Below are 24,156 nucleotides of genomic sequence, written 5' to 3' on the forward strand. Positions count from 1 at the left end.
TAAGCTCTGTTGGTGGTGCCGACCACAAGAGCGCAAGCCCTATATGCAAAATTTCATAAAACCGGTCGCTATTGCCTTTGTTCTGCTCTGCGTTCAGTGCTCTTTTCTGAAGCTAGACAAAGAGACGAATTGTTTGAACGATAAGACGGCGTGCTTTAAAGAAGACAAGACGCGGCCGAGTTTCGTTCAAACAGTTTTGCCGGCTCCGGGAGTTGTCGTATCTACGTTGGGTGAAGTTCAGCTCATGTTTTCAGAAGAGCTGAATAACCCGCAGCCCTCAGATTTTGTCTATAGCGAGCCGGGTCTCATCGTACAATCTGTGACGAAGATTGACAAGTTTACCTATCGCTTACTGAACAATCGTAATCCTAATCAGGGCGGGCCGCTCACGTTAAATTTCACCGGACTTAAAGATTATGCTGGTAATAGTATCACAAATGGGAGCATAACATATACCATTAATCTGAACATCCCGGTCACGCCAACCGCGACGCACACAGGTGTCAGCACAGTAGGCTACCCGACCGTTTCTGTTTCGTGGCGCTTTGCGTATACGCCGGTGCTTGCCGGCGATACGGTTTACCATGTCAGACTCACCACCGGCGCCGAAGACTGCACTGCCGGCACTCCCATTACACCGGCGACCGCGACACCTCTGGTGAATTCGGCGGTGCTAACCTACGACGAGACAAATTCGACGACTATTGCGGCAACAACTTACAACTTTACGGTTAACACTTCTGTGATCACCACGTCGGGAGCGCAGAAAATTCTGATATGCCTGAATAACGTTAACAACAATAAATTCGGTATCGGCGTTATCAATATCGTGCGCGACGATACACGGCCCGACGTTCTGGCTATCTCACCCGTTGGTGGCAATTATGTAGCGGCGCAGACGCTGACTTTTACCTGCAGCGACAACGTTGACAAAATTATTTATAACTACGCGAGCAATGCTGCGCAGGCTTTTGACCCTGTAGCCGGCGATGTGACCGAACCAGTTTTCAATACCAGCACTGGCGCTCTCGTGGCCGGCACAGGTTTCATCTATGATCCAGACAACAAGCCGGTGACGCCTTATTCAGATAATACAACGCGATCAATTTACAAGTACCGTTGCATCGATAAGGCCGGTAATATAACGCCGGCAAATGCATTTGCGGCGCTAGTTTCAGGTGTATATCGAATTAACAGCACTTTCCCGACCGTATCGCTGATCAGCCTCACGAAAACCGGTGCGAACCCCGAAGTGAATATCACAGGCGTTGGCGCAGGCGGGTACACTTCTGCCACGCTGAGGTGGAGTACGAATCAGGTCGGTCAGGCGTGGGAAATTCGTCCTGGCGGCACTGATTGCGGTGCTGGCGGCACATTTGTCGCTCAGGGCTCTGGCGGTACGGCCACACCGTCACCAGCTAACACACCCATTCTGACAGATATTTTGAATATAAGCCCAGGTATTGCTTCAGGTTTAAATAATCTACGCGTTTGCGTGAGCAACGGCTCAGAGTGGGGCCAGGCCGGCTTCACTCTGCTCAGAGACGATACGGCGCCTTCGACGCTGACAGTCAACGTACCGCCCGGTGATTATGGTACGGTTCAAAACCTGGTGTTCAGCTGTTCAGACAATGAAGACCGCGTCATTTTTACGGAAAGCTTTTCGGCCCCAGGTGCGTCACCGGCCGACCCGGGTGACCCTCTGTTTGATGCGGATGGCCGACGCATCACGGGTACGCTGCATACCGGGCCTCATGCCGTAACGAGTGACGATACTTCTTTGATTGGCAAGCGTACGCGCATCAAGTACCGGTGTATCGACAAGGCTGGTCATGTGACAGCCGTTAATGATGTGACTTATACTATCGACACCCTGCTGCCAACTATCACGGTGCAGAACCAAAACCACACTGCGGTCAGCGCACAGCCTGGTGCCAACGGTTTGGTGCAACTGACTTGGGTTGCCGACCGCCAGATAACCGGGTACGATATTCGCCGTGGCAGCACTAACTGCAATGATGGCACGGTGCTGACGAGCGGTACGAATCTTTCGAACGCTTCAGTTTTGGCAGCGGGAACCACGGTAACTTCTACCATCAATGCCAATTTGACGAATTTCGCTTTGGACGAGGGGTCATATACAATTCATATCTGCACCTCGAACAGCATAGGCTCAAAAGGTTACACTTCGCGCGTGGTAAAATACGACACCACCCCACCCACCTTCGCGGGCCTGAATTCGCTCACCTCTGGCGGTAGCGGCAACTTCACACTCCAATGGTCTCTCGCCGATGATACGACTGGCTCAGGCATTGCCTATTACAACATCTACCGCGCCGAAGCACCTGGCGGGCCTTACAACACGGTGAACCACATCGCGGCGCACCCGGCGACGAGCATCAACGTGACAGTGCCGGTGCCGACTAACACGTATTACTTCATTGCAGGCGCTGTTGATAACGCCGGTAACGAAACCAAAGTCACTCTCTTGCCGCTGGCAACGAAGCCGACGATTTCAGTGACGATGCTATCAGAAACCGGCAATACCAACTTTAATCTGAGCGACGGCACCGTGACGGCGCCGCTGACAGCGACGACGACGACCACAACTGCCGCCTGGTCAACGACGCTGAGCGCAGGTTCGACTTACAACTTCAGCGTATCCAATGTGCCGGTCGGCAAAGTCTGTGCCATTAGGCAGCGGCAATATGGTACTCTAATTGCAAATATCACCATCACTATTGATTGCATCAACGGCTATACAGTCGCCGGGCGTTATCAGGCGATGCCGGCTGCCCCGTTAAACTTTATGCTGTATCGGGGTATATCCTCAACTACTTATTCTGGTGCTACGTCGATCAATGGTGTCGTGAGCATTGGCAACATGATTTACTTCGTGCGCCGCGAGGGCACTAGCAATAGTTCAATTCAGCGGTGTGACCCGACGAACTGCGCAGCGACTCTGGTGACCATCGCCAATCAAACCGCAGGCGTAATGCGCCATCTGGTCACTGATGGTGCCAACCTATACGCGGCGAACCCGAATGGTAGCGCAGCAGCAATGAGGATCTATAAATACAGCGCACTGCAGACCGGCCAGGCGGCGCCTCAGGCCGAGTATAACCCCGCACTCACGAGTGGCTTTCATTCGGGGCTCGCTTTAGACGCGAACCGCAACCTGCTCTACGTCGGTCTTCGCGGCGTGGCACAAATAAAGAGGATTCACCTCGACACGGGTGTCGTGGATACGCTCAGCTCGATTGTGAGCGAACACGAGGGCATGGCACTTTTGGGCGACGATCTTTACGTCGCGACGCCGGATAACGGCAATTGCATTCTCAAGGCCACCAACGCACACACGGCAACTGCACTCACCCTCTATGCAGGTTCGTCTGGCCCGACCGAAGCCTATATAGACGGCCCGCTGCTGGCAGCTCGGTTCGCGCGCGCGCACGGCATTGTGAGCGACGGTACCGACCTCTATATCGCCGAATTTGCCGGCGCGCGCATTCGCCGCATCGACATGCGCAAAGGCATCGTCTCAACCATCGCGGGTGGTGGGGTTGCGGGCACAGACGGCACGGGCCCTGTCGCCGGCTTTGCCAATCTATTTTCGATGGCCACCGATGGCAGAAAACTCTATGCGAGCGAGGGCGGCAGCAACCGACTGCGCGTTATTGCCGATTCTGGTCTTGTGGCCTATTGGCCGCTCGATGGTAACCTGAATGAATATGCCAGCGACGGCACGGTAACAAAGCCTGCGACCATCAATGGTGATGTGACAACAGCCCAGGGCCGTTACGGTGCGGGAAGTTCAGCTTACGCATTTGACGGCGTCGACGACTACATCAGCGTTGCGACCGGCTCTGCAGATACACACTTTAATGCGGCCAACTTTTCCGTTGCCTTCTGGGTGAGGCCGGCCGCCACCCAGCTCGAAAGCACAGGGGCACCGCGTGATTATGATTTGGTGACAAACTGGTTCGCGGGCCAATACGATTTTTCTGTTCGCTACCATAACGAGATTTCGAGCGCGAATACGATACCACCACAAACACCAGGGCAGTTGATTTTTCTGCGCTGGGATGGCACTGTTTCACCTTATTGCATCAGCGGCATTCGCATCGACGATGGCAATTACCATCATGTCGTCGCGCAGAAGTACGGCAGCCTGCTGGTTATGTACATCGACGGCAAAAAGGTCTGCTCTGTTGCTGATACTGTTGGCACGATCAATCTCGCGAATGTCGGGCCAGTGCGCATCGGTGCCCGCCCGGGTACGAATGAGAACGAATTCACTGGCAACCTGTCCGATGTACGAATTTACAAACGAGCCTTAAGCGAAGGTGAGATCAACGAACTCGCGCAAGATGCCGCCGCCGCTCAGGTAGGTTCTTTTTTTAGCACCGGCGCGACCGGTTTGCTGAGTCATTACGAGTTTGCGGGCAACATCTTACCAAGTGGGCCTATCGGCGCAAGTCTGGGCAATGGACCTCTGCCTTCATTAACGACAGGTAAAGACGGTGACCCCAACGGTGCAAAGAGATACGTTGCTGCCAGTTCACAATATCATTACAACAATGACACAACGGGGTATCCGATCGGCAATCAGGCCCGCACGCAGTGCGTGTGGGTAAACCCTGCATCTTACCCGTCAGGAAATTATTACGGAATAATACAATACGGTTCGAATTTCGCGAATGGTAAATCAGGGCTTTTCATGCGCGAAAATTCTGGTTCGCACTATCTGGTGATGCCCGGGGGCGGCAGCGACCACGAGGTTGCGTACAAGCTGCCGCTTAATGCCTGGACCCACCTCTGCGGTTCTTACGACGGAAACCTGGCGCGCCTCTATGTCAATGGAAAGGAACAAGGCACAGCCGGTGCATTCCCTTCATGGAGTACGCAGACTGGTCCTTTGGGCATCGGCAGAGACCTGACACTGACAAATTATTTTGACGGCAAAATTGATGATGTGAGGATATATAACAATACGCTTTCTGCCGCGCAGATTCGCCAGCTCGCGACTCAGGTGCCGGCGGGTCTTATGGCACGTTATGACTTCAATGGTGATAGTGCAGACTCGAGCGGCTTCGCGAATACCTTGACAGCAACTGGTTCGACAGTGGCAGATAACGACCGGTTTTTGCAGGCGAATTCATCTTACCGCTTCAACGGCGGTAAATTTGGCACGGCGAGCCCGGTCATGACCAGCCTTGACAATGTATCGCTGTCAGCATGGTTCAAGCAGACGACAATGCATGCGTGGTTGCAATACATTGTCATTAATGGTAGTGGTAGCAATGGCTATGGCATTTATCTCGACGGCCCGGCAGGTAACGTCGTCAGCGCGATTCTCGGCGGTATCGGATATCTGAGAACGACCGTAGCCGCCCCGTTGCACGTCTGGAACCACGTCGCCTTGGTGAGGTCAGCGGGAACCTGGAGTATATACCTGAACGGGGTTTCTCTGCCGATTAACGCGATTGCGCCGGCGACGATTACCTCGACGCCGGCATTGCCTATGGGCGGTGCCTTTATAGGGCTTGATGCAGGGGCTGGCAACTATTTTGAAGGAGCGATCGATGACGCGCGCTTTTACAATCGTGCACTGAGCGCAACCGAGATACGCGCGCTCGCGGGGTATCATCCGATGCAGGTGAGTACCTGGAATGCCACAGCAAACAGCAGCAGCATAAAGTTGCATTATATTCCTGAGCACCTGGGCCCGTTAGCTGATAATACCGAAATTACGCAATGGGATAATACCTCAGGTAACCCACTACACATAGTTCGGGGTGCCTTAGGCCCCTTGTATGCGCAATCGGGTATTAATGGCAGGCCAGCACTGAGTTTTACCGCGGGCCGTTACCTCACGCGAGGTTGCAATGATCTTAATCTTGGTGGTGACAACTTAACAATTATTGGTGCAATCAGCCAAACAGGCAACGGAGGTAGCAATCGAGCCCTGTATGAGTATGGCCCAAACCTTGTCTATTTGCATGATACATCATCGCAGCGCCTTGCATATTTCAACACCTCTATAAGGGTCAATTCACAGGCCGATTTCATCAATTTGGTCGCACCGAATGCGAACATGATATATGCGGTTTCCAATGGTGCCTCGGGCGGTATCTATAAGAATGGAACCAATGTTACCGAGGGTGCTGCTGTCGCGAGTACCGGATCGGCCTGCGTATTCCCAAACGCCCTCTACCTAGGCAGCCGATTTGATGGCGCAGTCGCATACGACAGCTTTCTCGGGCTATTCGGGGATGTCCTGTACTTCAATACAGTCCTGATTCCAGCCGACAGGCGCATTGCGGAGTGTTATCTGTCGTCCAAATACTCGATTCCACTTGGTCCAGGTGTGACGTGTGATTAAGTAAATACATCGTCGATGGTGCTGTGCCGCTTGGTCGGTTTCAGAACGAGTGCGCCGTTGATCGAGTTGTGCAGTAGGAAGGTAAGAAACATAAACGTTCGTTCCTAATTTCACTCGCCGCCTCCCGCGAGCATGGGCAATTTCTCCTTTTCACACTGACTCATCGCGTGCCAAAAGGTTCGAACTCACTTATCTATCATTGCGTGCGGGGGCATTATGCGCAGGTTTTCTATTTTTCTGATTGCAGGGTTTTTCTTTTTTTATTGTAAAAAGAGTGGTAACGATGCCAGCAGCCTGGGCGACACCGCTAGTGGCGCAGCGGCTTACCAGACGAGTGCACAAATTGGTGCAGCCGGCGGTACGATCAGCGACCCGAATGGTCAATGGACCTTTACTGTGCCAGCTGGCGCTCTGTCTGAAACGAAAACCATAACTGTCACGACGAATGCGACGCCTGTCGGTTCTGTACCGCAAGAGTTCGCAGCGAGCGCGTCATTGCTCAAGCTCGAACCCTCTGGCCTAACCTTTCTCACTCCGGCAACGCTTAAGGTCACTTACCCACAGGGCGAGATGAGCGAAGGCGGTATTGAAGAGAAATCGCAGAAGCAATATTATATTAACGACGATTCGACCGTGACGGCAATGGCGACGACGCTCAATACGACGACGAATGAAATCACGGCGCAGGTGCCCCACTTTACGATTACAGGAACTCTAAAAACGAATATTACGCGTGTAAACAGCGGCAGCATCACAAGACCTTCGCGGGTGCGTCGAATAGCAAACAACCTGATCACCTACTTTAATAATTTGGGCAGTGATGCTGCGCGTAATGCAGAGTTTCAAATGGCCGCCAATAACCCGATGCTGTTGGCATTCTTGAATAAGCTCGTACAGATTCTCGGGTCTGATATTTTTACGGCAGCTTTTCCCAATGCCGATTTCGATGGCGACGGTACTGTTAACAGCGCCGACCCGATTGTTGCGGTGAATGGGGCAAATGTCACTTTGGTGTCTTCAGGTTCGCTGTTCGTGAGCACGAACCCTGGGGCCATCAATTCTACCCAGTTTGTCTGGCGGTCGAGCGCAACAGGCACCTATTCTATTGGGCTGAACGGCACAAATTGCAGCGATGGCACGCAGCTCGCTTCGGGTGCGGTGACGCAGAACGTTGACAACACCTACACACCGATTAACGCATCGGCGCTGATCGATGGTGACAATGAATTTCGCGTCTGCGTGACCACGACGCCCGGGCCAATTACGCGGTTTCTCATGGTCGAAATCGCGCGCGATGAGGTTCTACCCGTTTCGTCTGCCAGCCCGGCTGGTGGTACTTATTCCACAGCGCAGAATGTATCCATGTCATGCCTCGATACCGGTGCGGCGGAGTGTGCGCAGATTGCGTTTACGACAAATGGTAGCGACCCGACGTTTGATGCGGCGGGGAATGTCACGAATGGTACATTGGTGACCGAGATGTGGATGACGCCGGCGACCGGCAACACGACGCTCAAAGTGCGGTCGCGAGATGAGGCGGGGAATATCGGAACAACGACAAGCTTCTTTTTCAGCGTGCCGGCACCAACTTATACTGTCGGAGGCGTCGTCTCCGGCCTTAACGGCACGGTCGTCCTGCAGAACAACGGTGGCGATAACCTCACGTTGACCACGAATAGCAGCTTTACTTTTGCCACGGTGCTTACCAGCGGCAGCGCGTACAACGTGACCGTTAGCACGCAACCCTCAGATCAAGTCTGCACCGTCGCGTCTGCCGGGGGCACTGTAGCTGCTGCAAATATTTCAAGTGTAACGGTCTCTTGTGCAACGTCATACACTGTGGGTGGTTCAGTCACTGGTCTCACCGGCACTCTGGTCTTGCAGAACAACGGCGGCGAGAACCGCACGCTGACGGCCGATGGCAGCTTTACCTTTGCAGCCAGCCTTGCGAGCGGTAGCGCGTACGACGTGACCGCTCTCACCAACCCGGCAAGCCAGGTCTGCTCGGTAGCCAATAATGGCGGCGCAATCGCCTCAGCCAACGTGACCAACATCACGGTGCAGTGCGCCTCTGATACCGCCTGGGTGCAAGACGCATACCTTAAGGCCTCGAATGCAGAGGCGATTGACTATTTTGGCTACTCGGTCGCGGTCTCGGGCTCGACCGTTGTCGTGGGGGCTTATGGTGAGGATTCAAACCAGACCACAATTACCAATACCGACGGCACGGCATCGGCTAATAACTCTGCCACCAACTCAGGGGCGGCCTATGTGTTTAAGCGCGAGATAAATGGCGATTGGGTGCAAGATGCCTACCTGAAAGCCTCGAATGCAGAGGCAAATGACAATTTTGGCTGGTCGGTGGCGGTCTCGGGCAGTACCGTTATCGTGGGGGCCTTTCGGGAGGAATCGTACCAGACTACAATCACCAATGCCGACGGCTCGGCATCCGCCAATAACTCGGCCAGTTATTCTGGGGCGGTCTATGTCTTCAAGCGCGAGTCGAGCGGCGACTGGGTGCAAGACGCGTACCTCAAGGCCTCGAATGCAGAGGTGGGTGATCAGTTTGGCTGGTCGGTGGCCGTCTCGGGCTCGACCGTTGTCGTGGGGGCTTATGGTGAGGATTCAAACCAGACCACAATTACCAATACCGACGGCGCAGCATCGGCTAATAACTCTGCCGACGACTCAGGCGCTGTCTATGTGTTCAAGCGCGAGACAAATGGCGACTGGGTGCAAGAAGCGTACCTCAAGGCCACGAATGCAGGGGTGGACGAACAATTTGGCAACTCGGTGGCGGTCTCGGGCAGCACCGTTGTCGTGGGGGCTCGGTATGAGCGTGCCGACCAGACCACAATTACCAATACCGACGGCTCGGCATCGGCCAATAAGTCTGCCAATGGCTCCGGCGCAGTCTATGTCTTCAAGCGCGAGTCGAGCGGCGACTGGGTGCAAGATGCATACCTCAAGGCCTCGAATGCAGAGGTGAGTGATCAGTTTGGCTGGTCGGTGGCGGTCTCGGGCTCGACTGTTGTCGTGGGGGCTAATGGTGAGGATTCAAACCAGACCACAATTACCAATACCGATGGCGCGGCATCGGCTAATAACTCTGCCGACGACTCAGGCGCGGTCTATGTGTTCAAGCGCGAGACAAATGGCGACTGGGTGCAAGATGCCTACCTGAAAGCCTCGAATGCAGAGGCGATTGACTATTTTGGCTACTCGGTGGCGGTTTCGGGCTCGACCATTGTTGTCGGAGCTTATCAGGAGGATTCAAACCAGACCATAATTACCAATACCGACGGCGCGGCATCGGCTATTAACTCTGCCACCAACTCAGGGGCGGTCTATGTGTTTAAGCGCGAGACAAATGGCGACTGGATGCAAGATGCCTACCTGAAAGCTTCGAATGCAGATGCAAACGACAATTTTGGCTACTCGGTGGTGGTCTCGGGCTCGACCATTGTTGTGGGTGCTTATGGGGAGGCTTCAAACCAGACCACAATTACCAATGCCGACGGCACGGCATCGGCTAATAACTCTGCCACCAACTCAGGCGCGGTGTATATCTTCAAGGCGTTTTGAGGATGCCATGCCACGAAATTAGTTCGGTGGCAATAAATATGTAGACTATGCAGAAAATATATAAATTCCTTCCTTACGCTATCAGCGGTGTAACGCTTATTGCAGCAGTTACTCTCTACGTCGAAAACCGCCGACAAAACGCGCAGCTTGTCGAATTACTCAGCCGGCAGAATTCTGATGGCAAGAAGCAGGTTGACCCGTATATCGCTGGCCCGGTCAAGAACCGCATACTCAAGGGTTATCCCGAACTGCATGCATGCTACAAGGCTTTCCTCGAATCCAAGCCCGCGCAAAAGTCGGGCAAGCTGCGCATCGACTGGCAGATTGCAACTTCGGGTCGGGTAATTTCACCCGAGGTGGTAACGACAGAGTTGGGCAATAAACCGTTCGAGACTTGCATCATGCGTAAAATAGCGGAATGGCGGTTTCCCGAACCGCCGGTGCAAAAGTATGTCGAGCATACGTTCCGGTTCGACGAAAAAGGCGAAGCGGAGAAAGCAACGGTGAAGCCGCGGTGAAAATTACGATTCGTATTGCCCTGAGGTGAACAGGTTCTAAACGGGAAAATCTGCCCGGCAAATAGAGTTTCACGCACCACCGACAAAATACCCCAATGCGTATCAAGCGTTTCACCCCGCCCCGATAAACGCTGTACGCCCTTGTGCGCCGCGCCAGAATTTGCCCGAGATTGGCATTGGTATGCTGAACCCAGAGCGAACAACACCGCTTCGCGTTGAAGCGACTCGAATCGTCGCCGCGCTTTTTCTTGTCTTTTCAACCGTATCTTGCTCGTTTCTGAAGCTCGATAAAAACACCAATTGTCTGAACGAAAGCGCGGGTTGCTTCAAGGCTGATAACACGGCACCCGAGTATCGGTCGTCGACGCCCATCGCAAACGCTTTGGTCTCGCGGCTCACCACACTCACAGTTGTTTTTTCCGAAGAACTCAAAGACCCGAAGCCAGCTGATGTAAAGATTACGGGGGGTGGCAAAGGTCAACTGACTCTGTCTTCGATTACCAAGACTGCAGCGAACACCTATACGCTTTCCTTCTCGCCGGATACAGTTTCGACAGGGCCTATTCTCATTGACTTTACGGATTTGGTAGACTACAATAATAATAAGGTCAACTATTCACTCGCGCTCACCGGCAATGTAGACATAGAAATCGAATTTGATGACAACAGGACCGGAACGAATCCGGGTTATCGCAAAGGTGTGTCGGACGGCGGCGGCTACACAACAACCGACATTAAGTGGAGGCATGCCTATCAAACTGATCCGAACAATAACTGGGATATGCGCGTTACAACAGGCGCGGTTGATTGTGCTGCTGGTACTTCAATATTCACAGGGACTGGACTCGCGGATGCAACGGATGTGTTGCGCACACTCGACAGGCAAACGCATTTCCCTGCCGGCCCAGGTAGGTATCGCGTTGTGGTTTGCATTACCAATGCCGCCATGAATAAAAAAGGCACTAATTCTGTTGAAATTATCAGGGACGACACACCCCCGACAGCAATTCATTCTCCCGTTTCAGACGACTACAACACCACCAAGACCATGACGGTCGCGTGTTCGGACAATGATGATAAAATTGCCATTCAGCAGGCGCAGTTATCACCTTGGGATGGCAATCTCGTGAATCCGGCGAATCCGGCTGACCCTGACTTTGATGCGAGCGGCGCTGTTTCGGTTGGCACATTGCTGACGGCTGGTTATCCGATCAATAATCCTACGAACCCGACGCGCACCAAAGTTAAGTACCGCTGCCTCGATATTGCTGGCAACAAGAGTCTCGTCGGCATGGCGACGTACCTTGTCGACACGACGCTACCAGAGGTGGCTGTCAATCTCGACACCAGCTTCAGGCAATTTGTTTCGGTGACCGGTTATACTACCACCACTCTCAATTTTACCACAAATCAATCCAACACAACATACCGCATTGTGAAGAATGCCACGAGCTGCGCTGCGGTTGACGGTGATGAGCTTAGCACAGGCAGCACCACACCGCCTCCAGGCCCCATTGTCATTAATGCCTCGGCGCTCGATGTCGGGGTGAACAACATTCGCGTGTGCGTTTCGAATGTGGGAGCCACCAAATGGGGCGCCGCTTCGCTGCAGATTACTCGTGATGATACTGTCCCGTTTGTCACGCCGAGTGTCACCACCGGCACATATGGCGCTGTACAGGTTGTGAATCTTACCTGTTCGCCGAATGCCGACAAAGTAGCAATTACCGACGCGGTGCTTGCCGGTAGCACGCCACCCACGCCACCTTCAGACCCCAATATTGACGCCAATGGCATCATTTTGTTGGGTAAACAGCAAGACCAATTTATAACCCCCGATGCTTCTGTTTCTACAATCAAATGGCAGTGCATCACCAAGTCGGGCAATCGCTCGGTGGTCGACGGCACAACTACGGCAACCTATACAGTCGATGCAATTTTGCCGACCGTGACGATTATCGGCAACACGCGTAATTTCGTGAGCAATCTGGTGGGAGCTCATAATTTCACGAACCTGACATTCCAGGTGAGCCGGCCGGGCCTCAACTACGAGATTAAAAGCGGTAGCACCAACTGCAGCGGCGGTACAACACTTGCCACTGGCACAGTTGCAACAGCCGGGCAGGATATTACTGTGCGACTCAACACTCCATTTGCTGGCCCGCCGAACCATTTTGGTGCGGTCGGCAGTTATGACCTGAAAATATGTGTACCCAATTTTATCGGCGCGCTTGGGTATTCCACATCGTCTCTTCTTGTCCAGCGCGAAGACAGCCGGCCCAACACGGTCGCAAATGTCACCGTGACTAGTGCAACTTCAACCTCCGTTACGCTCGGCTGGGATACGACCACCGATGTCGGCCCAGCAGGCATCGCTGGTTACCGCATTCTTCAAACCACAACCCAGGGGAATTATTCGTCACCCACGACGTATACCTCCAACACGAATTCAGTGAACATATCTGGGTTAAATCCTACTATCACCTATTACTTTGTGGTGCGGGCTGTTGATAGCGCAGGCAATGTTGCTATAACTGACAGCAATGAGGTACAATCGCGGCTCGCGCTCTCCGTGACCGTCGCTGGTTACAGTAGCGCGCTGAACGGACCCTTTCGGGTGCAACTCGGTTCTGGAGAAATTCTTTCATTCACAGCCAACGGGACACAAACGTTCTCGCAAGTTTTTCTAAGCGGCGATACCTATGCATTGCCGATCATCGCCCAACCCGCAACACAGAACTGTGCGTTCGCGGGCAACCAATATGGGACCATGAATGCAAGTCTGGCGCTGAGCGTCACCTGCGTCTCAGGCTACACGAGCGGCGGGTCGCTCATTGCAAACAAACCGGCGCCGCTGAACTACCTGCTCTACCGGGGCAATGCGCAGATCATTGCCGGCGGTGGTGCCGGCACGAGTTGCGGGTCGACCTGCAATGATGGTACGGGTACCAACGCGCGGTTTAGCAATCCGTATGGTATGGCGATGGTGAACGGTTTTCTCTATATTGCCGACCGTGAAAACCACCGCATTCGCCGCATCGACACGACAGTAACCCCTGCAAGCACCACGACATTTGCCGGTAGCGGTACCGACCTCACCAGCGATGGTACGGGCACTGGTGCGTCGTTTAATGCACCGCAGGCGATAACCACTGACGGAGTGAATCTCTATGTAGTTGAGTCGCCTGCCGCAGGTCAGGGACACCTGCGCAAGATTCATATTGCAACCGGGCAGGTGACGACGCTTGCTGGCGGCGGTACGCAGTCTGGCGGCACCAATTGTCCGGTGACTTTTCAAGGTGGTTGTATCGATGGCAGAGGTGCGCAGGTGGCGTTTGGCGGTGCGAATGGAATCGTATATCACGACGGCTATCTGTACATCACCGAATATACCAATAACCGGGTTCGTCGCATGAACCTTGCAACGGGCGTGGTCGACACGATTGCCGGCGATGGCCAGCCCCAATCAGCGACGAGCACGACGGGCACTAACGCGCAGTTCAATGGTGCTACGGGCGCGGCCGTTGCCGGTGGTGTGCTCTATGTTGCGGATTTTAACGGTCACCGAATTCGCGCCGTGAGTCTGACAGCTCCCTTCGCCGTCACGGCAGTTGCCGGCACTGGCGACCCGGGCCATGCCGACGGGCCTTTGGCCACCGCGCGATTTTATAATCCTGATCACCTCACCACCGACGGTTTTAACCTGTTCGTGACTGAGTACTCAGGCGACGGCAACACAGGCCGCAGGCTGCGGCGCATCGATCTGCGTAAAGGCCGCGTATCGACCATCGCTGGGAACAGCATTGCTGCCGACACGAGTGGCACGGGTGTCGCAGCTTCATTCTATTCACCGGTCGGCATCGCCTCTGACGGCCGGCAGCTTTTCGTGGGCACTTACGATGGTGGCCGAATCTTTCGTGTCACCGACTCGGGGTTGGTGGGGTATTGGCCGCTTCACGGTGCGGTGAACGACTATGCAAGCGACGTCGCAACTCCGCAAGACGGAACCATTCAAGATTCAGATACCATTGCCAACTTGCTGCCGACTACCGGCCGTTACGGTGAGAGTAGCGGAGCATATGTTTTCGACGGCAACAACGATGTGATTTCAGCCAGTGCAACGAACTTGCCTGTGGGCAATAGCACGCGCACGCTCTGCGCATGGGTCAAGTTCAACGGTCCTCAGAGCGGCAATGACGGTGTCGTAGGCTACGGTCGGCGCGGGGTAGATGATAATGGGTTTGGGCTAGCTGTTGAGAATGGCCTCGATATGAAGATATTCGTTCACACCAACGATGTAGCTTTCAACAGACCGGTGGAAAATGACATATGGAGTCATGCATGCATACTTCGGGATTCTTCAACTGGTGAGTTGCGAAGTTATGTCAATGGCAGGCTCATCACACTAAAAAGCGGTAGTCTGAGCACGCCGGTCAGCAGTAAACTCTGCATTGGCTCGCGCTTGAATAATGTTGTCACTAGCTGTAGCGCGGATTTCTTCTTCGCAGGTTCGGTCGCCGACGTGCGCCTTTACAACCGCGCGCTCAACGAAGGTGAGATTAACGAACTGGCTCAAGATGCGACCGATAATACCGCCGTGACCGGCACGAGCTACAATACCGGCCCGACAGGCCTCTTGGCGCACTACCCAATGACTCCGACAGCGCCGCTGCAGGGCGAAGGGCCGCTCGGGGGCGCACTGACGATCAGCGCAGGCACACCCGCGCTGCGTGTTGGAAAAGACGGCGACACGAGTGGAGCATTCGGTTATTCAGGGGTGGCTGCTCATAGCGCCAGCGGGGCGGGTTTACCCCTTGGCACAAGCCCCCGTACTGTTTGCGCCTGGGTGAAGCCATATAACTACCCATCAGACGGAAACCGCAAAGACATATTGCGCTTTGGATCGGGGGTAAACGGAAACTTCGGACTCATAATGTATAATGCGTCCGGATCGCAGCGAGTGGGCATAGTAACGGTCGGCAACGATTTTATCGATGCGCAGTATGCACTGCCTCTTAATGCCTGGTCGCATCTTTGTGCTAACCTCACGGCAAGCGGCGGCGCCGAAGTCTACGTCAACGCGCTACGCGTTGGCAATTTAGCGAGTCTGGGCACGTCAACCGGGTCTGGCGGCTTATTGATCGGTGGTGATGGTGTTACCGTTGACGATGTGCGCATCTACAACAACGCACTGTCGTCACCACAGGTGCGCCAACTCGCGACGCAGGTACCCGCAGGTTTAGTATTTCGCATGGACACCGTTGGCGATGCAAACGATGCAAGCGGCCATAATCACGCACTCGTATCAAACACCGGAGCACTTGCGGCTGGGCGGCATGGCGTGGCGAATACGGCTTACCGCTTCACGAGCGGTCAGCTCGCGACGTACGCACACAATACGACACTGAATACACCCAATATGACCTGGTCGTTCTGGATGAAATCACCGAGCATGACGGGCGGTGATTTGAATACGAGCATAATCCGCAAATTTCAGACATTCAATGCCGACGGCTGGGTTGTGAAATATGACCACATCAACTACCTTCACAATTACAAGGCTTCGAGCAATATAATGAGCGCCCACGAATCATTTGTCAACAATGTCTGGACGCATTATACGGTTGTGCGTTCGGCAAATGGGGCTAGTGACAGTATTTACATCAATGGTCAGGCAGCAGCTAATACCACAGGTTTGGGGTCAAATATTGTCAACACGGCACAGATGCTGATTGGCGCGAATGGCATGGGCGATATTACTCTGCAAGATGTTCGCATTTACAATCGCGTGCTTGATCAGGCTGAAGTGCAGGCGCTCTCGGGATATCACCCAGACCATGGCGTCGCTGGCATGGTCTTTCACGTGCAGGCCGACAATTATTCGCACCTTGCCGATGGTGCGCTAATTACCACAAACTGGCAAGATTCAACGATCAATGACCGGTATACGCTAACGGGGGGCGTACCCACCGGCTCGCCCAAATTTGTGAGCGGCTCTTCGAGCCTACTGGGCAAAAAGCCCGCGATCGAGTTCGACGGTGTCGATGGCAAATATTTTGACTTTGGCAATACTTCGGTCACCTATAACGGACTGACCGTCTGCGCGGCCTTGACGCGTAGGGGCCTGGGCTTTCGGGGGCTCGTTGAAAAACGGGGTGGGTTTCAGGCAAATAGCTGGGGCATGATTACAGAAAATGCCGCGAATGCGATGAAGTTCGAAATTGGCGATCCGCCGGGTGCAAACGTTGTCGATACGGTAACCGACGATTCTCCGTCGATCTATTGCATGGTAAACGGGGCTGGCAATGCCATTCAGACTTTTGTGAATGGACAACTGGCTTCGACAGTTGGCGGTTCAACCCTGATCGGCTCAAACACCCGACCGCTGCTCGTGGGCGCGCGGTACGACTATGCCGGCTCGTATCATGGGCAGATTGGTGACATCGTCATCGCGGTGAAAGACGCCTCGACAGCCGAACGGCGCGTTACCGAGTGCTATCTCTCGTCGAAGTATTCAATACCCTTGACGGCGGGAGCGGTTTGCCCTTAGAGTGTCTACCCGCTTTATTTCTCTAACTTCAGAACGCTTGTGTATTGCTGCTGTTTCGCCTGCGGGCCGAACGGCAATGCGTTCTGGCTGCCGCTCAGAAACAGCTTGATCTGGTCGCGGTAGTGCGGTGATGACGCGTTGCCCGACACTCCTGTGTGCAGAATGAGGCTCGCCGGTTCTTTCTCATTGAAGTCGACCACCAGCCGCATCGCGGGAATCACAAACGTGTCAAAGTTTTCACCCCATGCATAGTGCGCGACATTGATCGTGTGGCTGTCGCCCTGGTACGCCACCGGGCCATGGTTCCAGTACCAGCTACCGAGCGGGAGATCTTTTGTGACGTCGCTTTTCCAGTAGATTTTGTGCAGTTTTTCCCAGCGCCATTTTTCAGGCGCGCCCATCTCGTCGCCGCAGAACTCGTACGCATCGGCGAGCGCGAGCGCCAGCATGTCGGCCTTGGTTTCTTTTTCAGGCGTCTTAACATTGTCAAAGTAGGGGCTCTCTTCGCGGCCCAAGATATGGTCTTGCGGCGCGCTGTACGACCTGAGGTTAATGTCGATAAAACCTTTCCACAGGCCGCTGCCGATTTCGAGCTCGTCGCCGAATACGTTGCGCGTGAACACGTGGTAAAACGCGCCGATGAGGGCGGCGCCCTGCGAGTCTTTATGCATGACGTTGTCGAATTTCGCCAAGATATCCAGTGCGGATCTTGCGCGCTTCTGCTTCTTTTCGCTGAGGCGGCCAATTGCCGCGTTGACACTCGCCTCTTCGGCTTTCAATAGCAGCAGAGTTTTTTCTGCCATACGCGAATAGACGTCCATGTGCATTTTCTGCGTGTCGCTGCCTGTCCAGTCGCTTTTGGCGGCGAGCAGTGAGTCGATACGTTCGGCTCTCTCGGGGCTGTACCAGACAGAGCTGATTTTTCGCGCATCGCCTTTGGCGACCGTACGATCATTCGCTGTTACGAGAAAACCCTTCTCGGGGTTCTCGCGGTGCGGCTGCTGTTCAAATGGCAGAAACGATTTCCAGCGGTAGCCCTCGGCGGCGATCGACGGCAGTTGTCCTGTGCCTTTCGTGCGCACAGGAATGCGTCCCGTTGTCTGCCAGGCAATATTCTCACCGTCGCTGTAGACGAGGTTCAGGTAGATCGATTGAATCTTTGCCGTTGCCTTGCGAAAATCTTGCATCGTCTGCGCGCGGCCCATTTCATAGATACCTATGCCGGCAGTGTCGCCGTCTTGCAGCGACCAACGCATTGCGAGGTGTTTTTCCGTTTTGATGCCCGTGGGCGCCAGTGGCATCGCGGGCTCGGTCTTCAGCTGGTTGATCGCGTCAGATACGAGTGGGCCGTTACGGGTGAAGCGTAGCTTCACGTCGCGGTCTTTGCCGAAGCGCACCTTGAAGTGCTCCGTCGTCTCGCGGACCGGCGCCCAGGTGTTGTCAGATTTCAGGTACAGCGTCTGGCCATTTTCAGATTTCACGGTCTCAATAAAAAGATCCTGGCAGTCGGCTTCGACCATGGTCGCTCCCCAACCGATGCTGCCGTTATAGCCCAGTTGAACGTATGGCTGCCCTGCAATAGTCACACCCGCAGCTGTGTAGCCCGGCGATTCGATGCTCATCATGCCCCAGAGCGCAGGTATTGTCAGCGGCAGGTGCGTGTCGTTCGCCAGAATCGCCTTGCCACCTTTCGTCTTGGAGCCGCTGATGACCCAGTTGTTTGACGCAGGCATGCCGGTTCTGAATATTTTATTGAGGTCAGTCAAAACTTCAGCCAACTGAATTCTGTGCGGTGCTAGATCCGCCGCGAGCTTATTGTCAAGCTTCTGTGCTTCGGCGAAGGGGATCGGTTCATCTTGGTAGACTGGAACAAGCCACGCGGCTTTCTCTGCACCGAGTTTCTGCGCGGCATCGAGAAAGAAAAGTTCTTCGTTAATATTGAGCGCGAGCCCAAAAGAAAGCGCACCAAAAACATAACCGCAGTCGTGTATCGTCCAGGGTTCGGGAGTGTAACCCGTCAGCGTAAATTCAAGTGGCAGATTTGGATTCGCTTTGAGATATGCGTTCACGCCCGTTGCGTACGCCTCGAGCGGCGCCTTGTACTTTGCCGGCATCGCATTGATTGCGCGATCGACGTTGCGCTTGATGCCAACGGTGCGCATGTAGACGTCAACCGGCAGCATCTTCGAACCCGCTATTTCAGCCAGCCGCCCCGTGACGGCAAGCTTCGACGAATACATCTGCCAAAGCCGGTCGTTTGCCGCAGCATAACCTGCGCCGAAGAATGCGTCAGCCTCGCTGTCGGCCTTGATGAGCGGAACTCCGAAGGCGTCGCGTGCGATCGTCACCGTGCCCGATATGCCTTCAACTTTGATCGCGCCTGTTTCGGCAGCTACCGAACGCTTGGCCTTGCAAGTCAGCCAACCAAAGCCGATGAGGATTATGAGCACTGCTGCAATCAGCAGCTTCTTTACAATACTGCCACGCGGTCGTTCTGAATCGATCGCAGTCGGCAGTGTTCTGATGATGGGGCCGGTTGCCGAACCCTTGGAATCACGGCCCGTATTCATGCGCGGCCGATCATTTTTTGCATTGCTGCGCGATTTGGGACGCGCAGCAGTTTTGCGCGCCGAAGCGGCTTTTTTTGCCATAGGCCGGTAAAAAGGCGGGAAAAACTCAGGCCGTAAAGCGTAAGGGTGGTTTATCCCAGATGTTGGGGGTTTTGTGCCGATGTTTTCTGGGCGGTGGGGTATGAAATACTAGTTTTTCAGAAAAGCTCATGGCCCGGCTGGACCATGTACCAGCCTTAAATGCATAATTACTGAATGATTCAGAAACTTCGCCACCCGCGACGACAAATTGCAGAATTTGCCACAGCAAATGCGACACACTCATGCACAATGCATGAGCAACCGCATGCAACTGGTTATAACTCTCCTGATCCCAATAGACATTAAAGCGCACAAGGCCCATCTCACAATTACTGAATTGTTTCAGCCCTATGCGGCGAACCTTTTGCTGGTGAAAACGCCGCAGGTATGACGGTAGCCGCGCAAAGATTTTCTTTCGGTGCACGCGCCAGTGCTGCTCGTCTGCAGCGGGTAACGATATGCTGGTTTTCATCTTGTAGGGCATAGGGCTTCTATAGATTAAATACCACGAAGCTGCGGTATTTTCTCATGCAGCTGCGGATTTTCTTCTTTTTCGCTTGTCGTATTATGTCGCATCAGTCTGATGAGACATAATATGTCAGTAGAAGCTGCAGTATCGGGCGCGACGCAGACGGCGCAGCGCAACCGTACGATTCAATATTCACGGCCGACGCTGTCGCGCAACGAGTTGCGCTCTGTGCTCGAGTCGCTGGTTTTAGAAGAGGTTTCATTTGGCCAGGGTGTGCTCAATTTTGAGAAAACATTCGCGCGCACTTTTGACTACCAGCATGCGGCTGCTCTCGATGCTTATACATCCGCTTTTCACATGGCATTGCTGGCTCTTGAGGTGAAGGCTGGTGACGAGATTATCGCCCCGGTTTCAGCGCCTTTGAATCTGATCGATGCGGCGAACTACACGGGCGCGCAGGTTGTGCTCGTTGACCTGGCGCGTGATTCGTTTCACGCTGAAGCTGATGCGCTGTTTGCGGCAATCACCGAGCGTACTAAGGCCGTATTCTTGCCATACACTTTTGGTTCTTATAAGGATTTTCGCCCGTTCTACGAGAAGCTCGAAGCTGCGGGTTTGCGCAAGGGAAAGGAGCGCAAGATTCGCGTGATTGAAGATGTTTCCCATGTGATTGGTCATGAGTTTGGCGGCCGTCAGGCGGGCAGTGAAGCTGATATCGCCATCGCAGGTCTGAACGAAGATCATTTGATGACAATTGGTAAGGGCGCTGTGGTGCTGACCGATTCACACAATCTTTTTTCCATTATTAAAGACCTGCGTGTTCAGGGGGGTAATCGCCCGTATCGCGTGCGGTTTGATTACGCGATTACCGATTACCAGGCGGCGATGGGGCTTGAGCAGCTGGGCAATTTATCCGCGATTATTGAGCGGCGCCGGCGAATGGGTGTTCTTTACAATGAGGCGATCAAGGCGAGTCGTCTGAAGACTTTCTTCAGCGCACCTGAATTCGATGTTTGTGGTTCGTTTCCAGTTTTAGGTGAGTCAGAAATTTCTCATACGCAGCGTTATTTCTCGTCGTTGCAGATTGAAACGCGACGTGTTTTCCCGAACGGGCCACTGCACCACATCATGGCGCTGAATCCGCTTGATTTCCCGAATGCAGAGCGACTGCACCAGCGCGGTCTGATGTTGCCATTGTACCCGATGTTGAACAAGGCGGCGGTTGAAAAAATTACGGCAGCGATTCGCGGTTTTTATTAAGCATAATTCTTTGCGGCTGGCAAATCGCATGCCAGTTTCGTTGCATTATGTCTCTGCCTCGTGTGGAAAGTTGTGCAAAACTTTGCAGCAAGAAGAGACATAGTGCCGAAAAATGAATAGAGTTGCATCGAATTTTTTCTGATTTCGTCTTTACGTTTCGTTGCGCGTACCGGAAAGTTCTTCTCGTTCTGTTTTGCATCTCACGCAGATCAGAATGTTGAAGCAGTTCATGGTAGACAAGCAACAGAAATTTTTTGAGTGTCAAGAGTGCTCGTCTATCGTTGAGCGCGTGTACCAGAACGGCGTTTGCCGTTCATGCCTGAATCAAAAACTGCAGTCGGTGCGTCTTGTGATCGATCACCACCATGCGCTGAATGGCGCCAGGCAATCATCGGCTTCGTCGCCGTCATGATTTCAACTTCGTCTTATACGGTCATTCTCGACCGCGACAAGACTATTAATGAAGATCCCGGCTATCTGAACGACCCGGCGAAAGTTTCTTTGATGCCACGGGCGGCCGAAGGCATTCGGCTCTTGAATTCTTTTGGCATTGCCATTTTTGTCGCCACAAACCAGTCGGGTGTATCCCGGGGGCTGATTTCTGAACCGCAGCTTTTGGCCGTTAACGACCGCATTTCGGCGCTTTTGGCGGCAGAGGGCGCGAAAGTCGGGGAGTTTTTTGTTTGCCCCCACGGCGATGCTGATGCATGCGATTGCCGCAAACCCAAACCGGGCCTAATTGAACAGATCATTACCCGGCACGGGGCTGTGCCGGCGCGCACGTTTCTGGTGGGTGATCGCGCGCGCGACCTCGAGTGCGGCGCGGCGATGGGCATGCGGGGCATTCTGGTCGGCTCTGAAGAGACGGTTGTGCCAGAAAATTGTGTTTATCGTGCCAGCGACCTGCACGACGCTGCGTCGTTCATTCTTGAGGTTATTTTCGAAGAACATGCAGCCTCGCACTTTTATGAGAACCGCGATAAATTTCTGCCTGAGCTCGAGCGGGTGCGTGCGGCAGGCAAAAAGGTGGTTTTCACCAACGGCTGTTTTGACCTGCTACACAGCGGGCACGTGCAGCTGTTGGCGCAGGCCCGCGCACTGGGCGATTATCTGGTGCTCGGCCTTAACAGCGATCGCTCGGTGAGCGCGCTGAAGGGCCCAGCACGGCCAGTGAACAGCGAACGCGACCGCGCGCGTATTCTGGCGCAGTTACCCTATATTGACGCGGTCGTTGTTTTTGACGAAGATACGCCGATTGAGCTGATGAAAGCGATTCAGCCTGATATCCAGGTGAAAGGCGGCGACTATGTGAAAGAAAAGTTGCCTGAATATGAAGTGATGCGCGCGATGGGTAAAGAGATTGTTATCTTGCCGTTTCGCAAAGGCTATTCTACGACCAGTATTTTACAACGTGGGGGCAAAGCGTAGCGCCGCGACGCTTTGCCTCCGCTATTTGACACTCGCCTCTATCTCGCCCTTTGCCAGCCGCACACGAATATCGGTACCACTCTTGAGCGTCGTCGCATCTGTCACGATCTTGTCACCGCTATAGACAACAGAATAACCGCGCTTGAGCGTCGCGAGCGGCGAGTAGGCTTCGAATCGGCCGGCAGTCGATTCAAATTCGGCGCGCGTGAGCTTGATTTTTTGCGCGGCCAGCACTTCAAGTGGCGTCAGCCGGTTAAGCGCGTTGGCGTGGCTGTTGACGATGTTGCGAAAGGTGAAGTTGAGTTTTGATTCGAGCTCGTCGAGAAAATGCGCCTGGTCTTTTACGAGCACGTAAGGTTTTTCCCAGAATTCTTTTGTCGACGTGCGCAAGAATCTCTCTTGAAAGAGCTGTAACTTTGCTTCGACGGCGGCAAATGCGCGTTTGAGGTGATTTTCGGCTTTGTACTGCAGGTCTTCAATCACGGGAAAGACGGCTCTGGCTGCATCGGTCGGCGTCGCTGCGGCGTAATCGGCGACGTCGTCAGAGATTGGGTGGTCAATCTGGTGGCCGACGGCCGATACAACAGCAATGCGGCACGTCGCAATCGCCCGGCAAACTGCCTCGTCGTTAAAGGCCATGAGGTCTTCTGCCGAACCGCCGCCGCGCCCGACGATCACGACATCGCAGCGCCATTCCTTTTTTTGAATCTCACTGAGTGCGGCGACAATCGATTGCGGTGCGGCTTCTCCCTGAACCTGCGCGGGCGCGAGCACGATTTCGGCATGCGGATACCGTTCTTGTACCTGTTTCAGTATGTCACGGTAAGCCGCTGTGCCTGCGCCGGTGACAATGCCGACACGACGGGGCAGCGGCGGCAGTTCGCGGCGGGTTTCTGGTGTCTTGATTAATCCTTCTTTGAGAAGGCGCTCGCGAATCTGTTGCAATTTTTGCAGCAGGTCACCCGCGCCGATTTTCTGTACGCGCTTCACTGTGAAGCTGTAAGTTGATTGTGGTGCGTAGATGCCAGTCGTGCCGAGAATTTCGACCTCGAGGCCCATCTTGAGTTCGAAGTCGAGCGGTGTCTGCGCAAAGCGAAAGTAAGTGCAGCGAATCGTTGGCCGTGGGTTCTGGTTTTTTTGCGAAGAGTCAGAGAGCGTCATGTAGATGTGCCCAGACGAGGCATGTTTCTGATAAGAGGTAATCTCGCCTTTTATCCAGACGTCTTGCAGCTCGGGTGAACTCTTGATTTTGGTCTCGATGACCCTGCAGATTTCGGCGACGGTGTATTGCTGCGGCACGGGAGTCGCGC

Annotated in this window: 9 protein-coding genes; 6 read left to right on the forward strand and 3 right to left on the reverse strand. The window is 54.0% G+C overall.

All coding sequences use genetic code 11. From position 1 onward, the window contains the following. Positions 1–43 precede the first annotated feature (43 nt). The 4 genes from TURPA_RS10805 to TURPA_RS10820 all read left to right on the forward strand — a co-directional run bounded on the left by TURPA_RS10805 (position 44) and on the right by TURPA_RS10820 (position 17,038). A complete protein-coding gene (locus tag TURPA_RS10805) occupies positions 44–6,385 on the forward strand; it encodes a LamG-like jellyroll fold domain-containing protein (protein ID WP_014803341.1) in 6,342 nt (2,113 codons plus the stop codon). A 216-nt stretch (positions 6,386–6,601) separates the two neighbouring features. Next, on the forward strand, positions 6,602–9,970 hold the full coding sequence (locus TURPA_RS21800) for a beta strand repeat-containing protein (protein WP_014803343.1): 3,369 nt from the start codon (positions 6,602–6,604) through the stop codon (positions 9,968–9,970). A 47-nt stretch (positions 9,971–10,017) separates the two neighbouring features. Continuing rightward, positions 10,018–10,488: an AgmX/PglI C-terminal domain-containing protein gene (locus TURPA_RS10815; protein WP_014803344.1), complete on the forward strand. Its 471-nt coding sequence runs from the start codon at positions 10,018–10,020 to the stop codon at positions 10,486–10,488. Positions 10,489–10,669: 181 nt separating this feature from the next. Then, entirely contained in the window at positions 10,670–17,038 is a 6,369-nt protein-coding gene (locus TURPA_RS10820) for a LamG-like jellyroll fold domain-containing protein (RefSeq protein ID WP_014803345.1), read from the forward strand. 14 nt (positions 17,039–17,052) lie between these two features. Here TURPA_RS10820 and TURPA_RS10825 read toward each other — a convergent pair whose 3' ends face one another. Beyond that, positions 17,053–19,689 (reverse strand): penicillin acylase family protein, encoded by a 2,637-nt coding sequence (locus TURPA_RS10825; protein ID WP_014803346.1) that lies wholly within the window; start codon positions 19,687–19,689, stop codon positions 17,053–17,055. A gap of 25 nt (positions 19,690–19,714) precedes the next feature. Next, complete coding sequence (locus TURPA_RS10830) at positions 19,715–20,161, reverse strand: hypothetical protein (RefSeq protein ID WP_157210471.1); 447 nt, start codon at positions 20,159–20,161, stop codon at positions 19,715–19,717. A gap of 123 nt (positions 20,162–20,284) precedes the next feature. Here TURPA_RS10830 and TURPA_RS10835 point away from each other — a divergent pair, with 123 nt between their 5' ends. Both TURPA_RS10835 and rfaE2 read left to right on the forward strand, forming a co-directional pair. Further along, entirely contained in the window at positions 20,285–21,418 is a 1,134-nt protein-coding gene (locus tag TURPA_RS10835) for a DegT/DnrJ/EryC1/StrS family aminotransferase (RefSeq protein WP_014803348.1), read from the forward strand. 315 nt (positions 21,419–21,733) lie between these two features. After that, positions 21,734–22,846, forward strand: a complete 1,113-nt coding sequence (gene rfaE2 / locus TURPA_RS21805; RefSeq protein WP_014803349.1) for a D-glycero-beta-D-manno-heptose 1-phosphate adenylyltransferase — start codon at positions 21,734–21,736, stop codon at positions 22,844–22,846. A gap of 21 nt (positions 22,847–22,867) precedes the next feature. On the opposite strand, the gene xseA is transcribed toward rfaE2, so the two are convergent. After that, a complete protein-coding gene (xseA, locus tag TURPA_RS10845; protein ID WP_014803350.1) occupies positions 22,868–24,145 on the reverse strand; it encodes an exodeoxyribonuclease VII large subunit in 1,278 nt (425 codons plus the stop codon). Positions 24,146–24,156: the final 11 nt, after the last annotated feature.

The sequence above is a fragment of the Turneriella parva DSM 21527 genome (genome assembly GCF_000266885.1).
GTDB classification, from domain to species: Bacteria; Spirochaetota; Leptospiria; order Turneriellales; family Turneriellaceae; genus Turneriella; species Turneriella parva.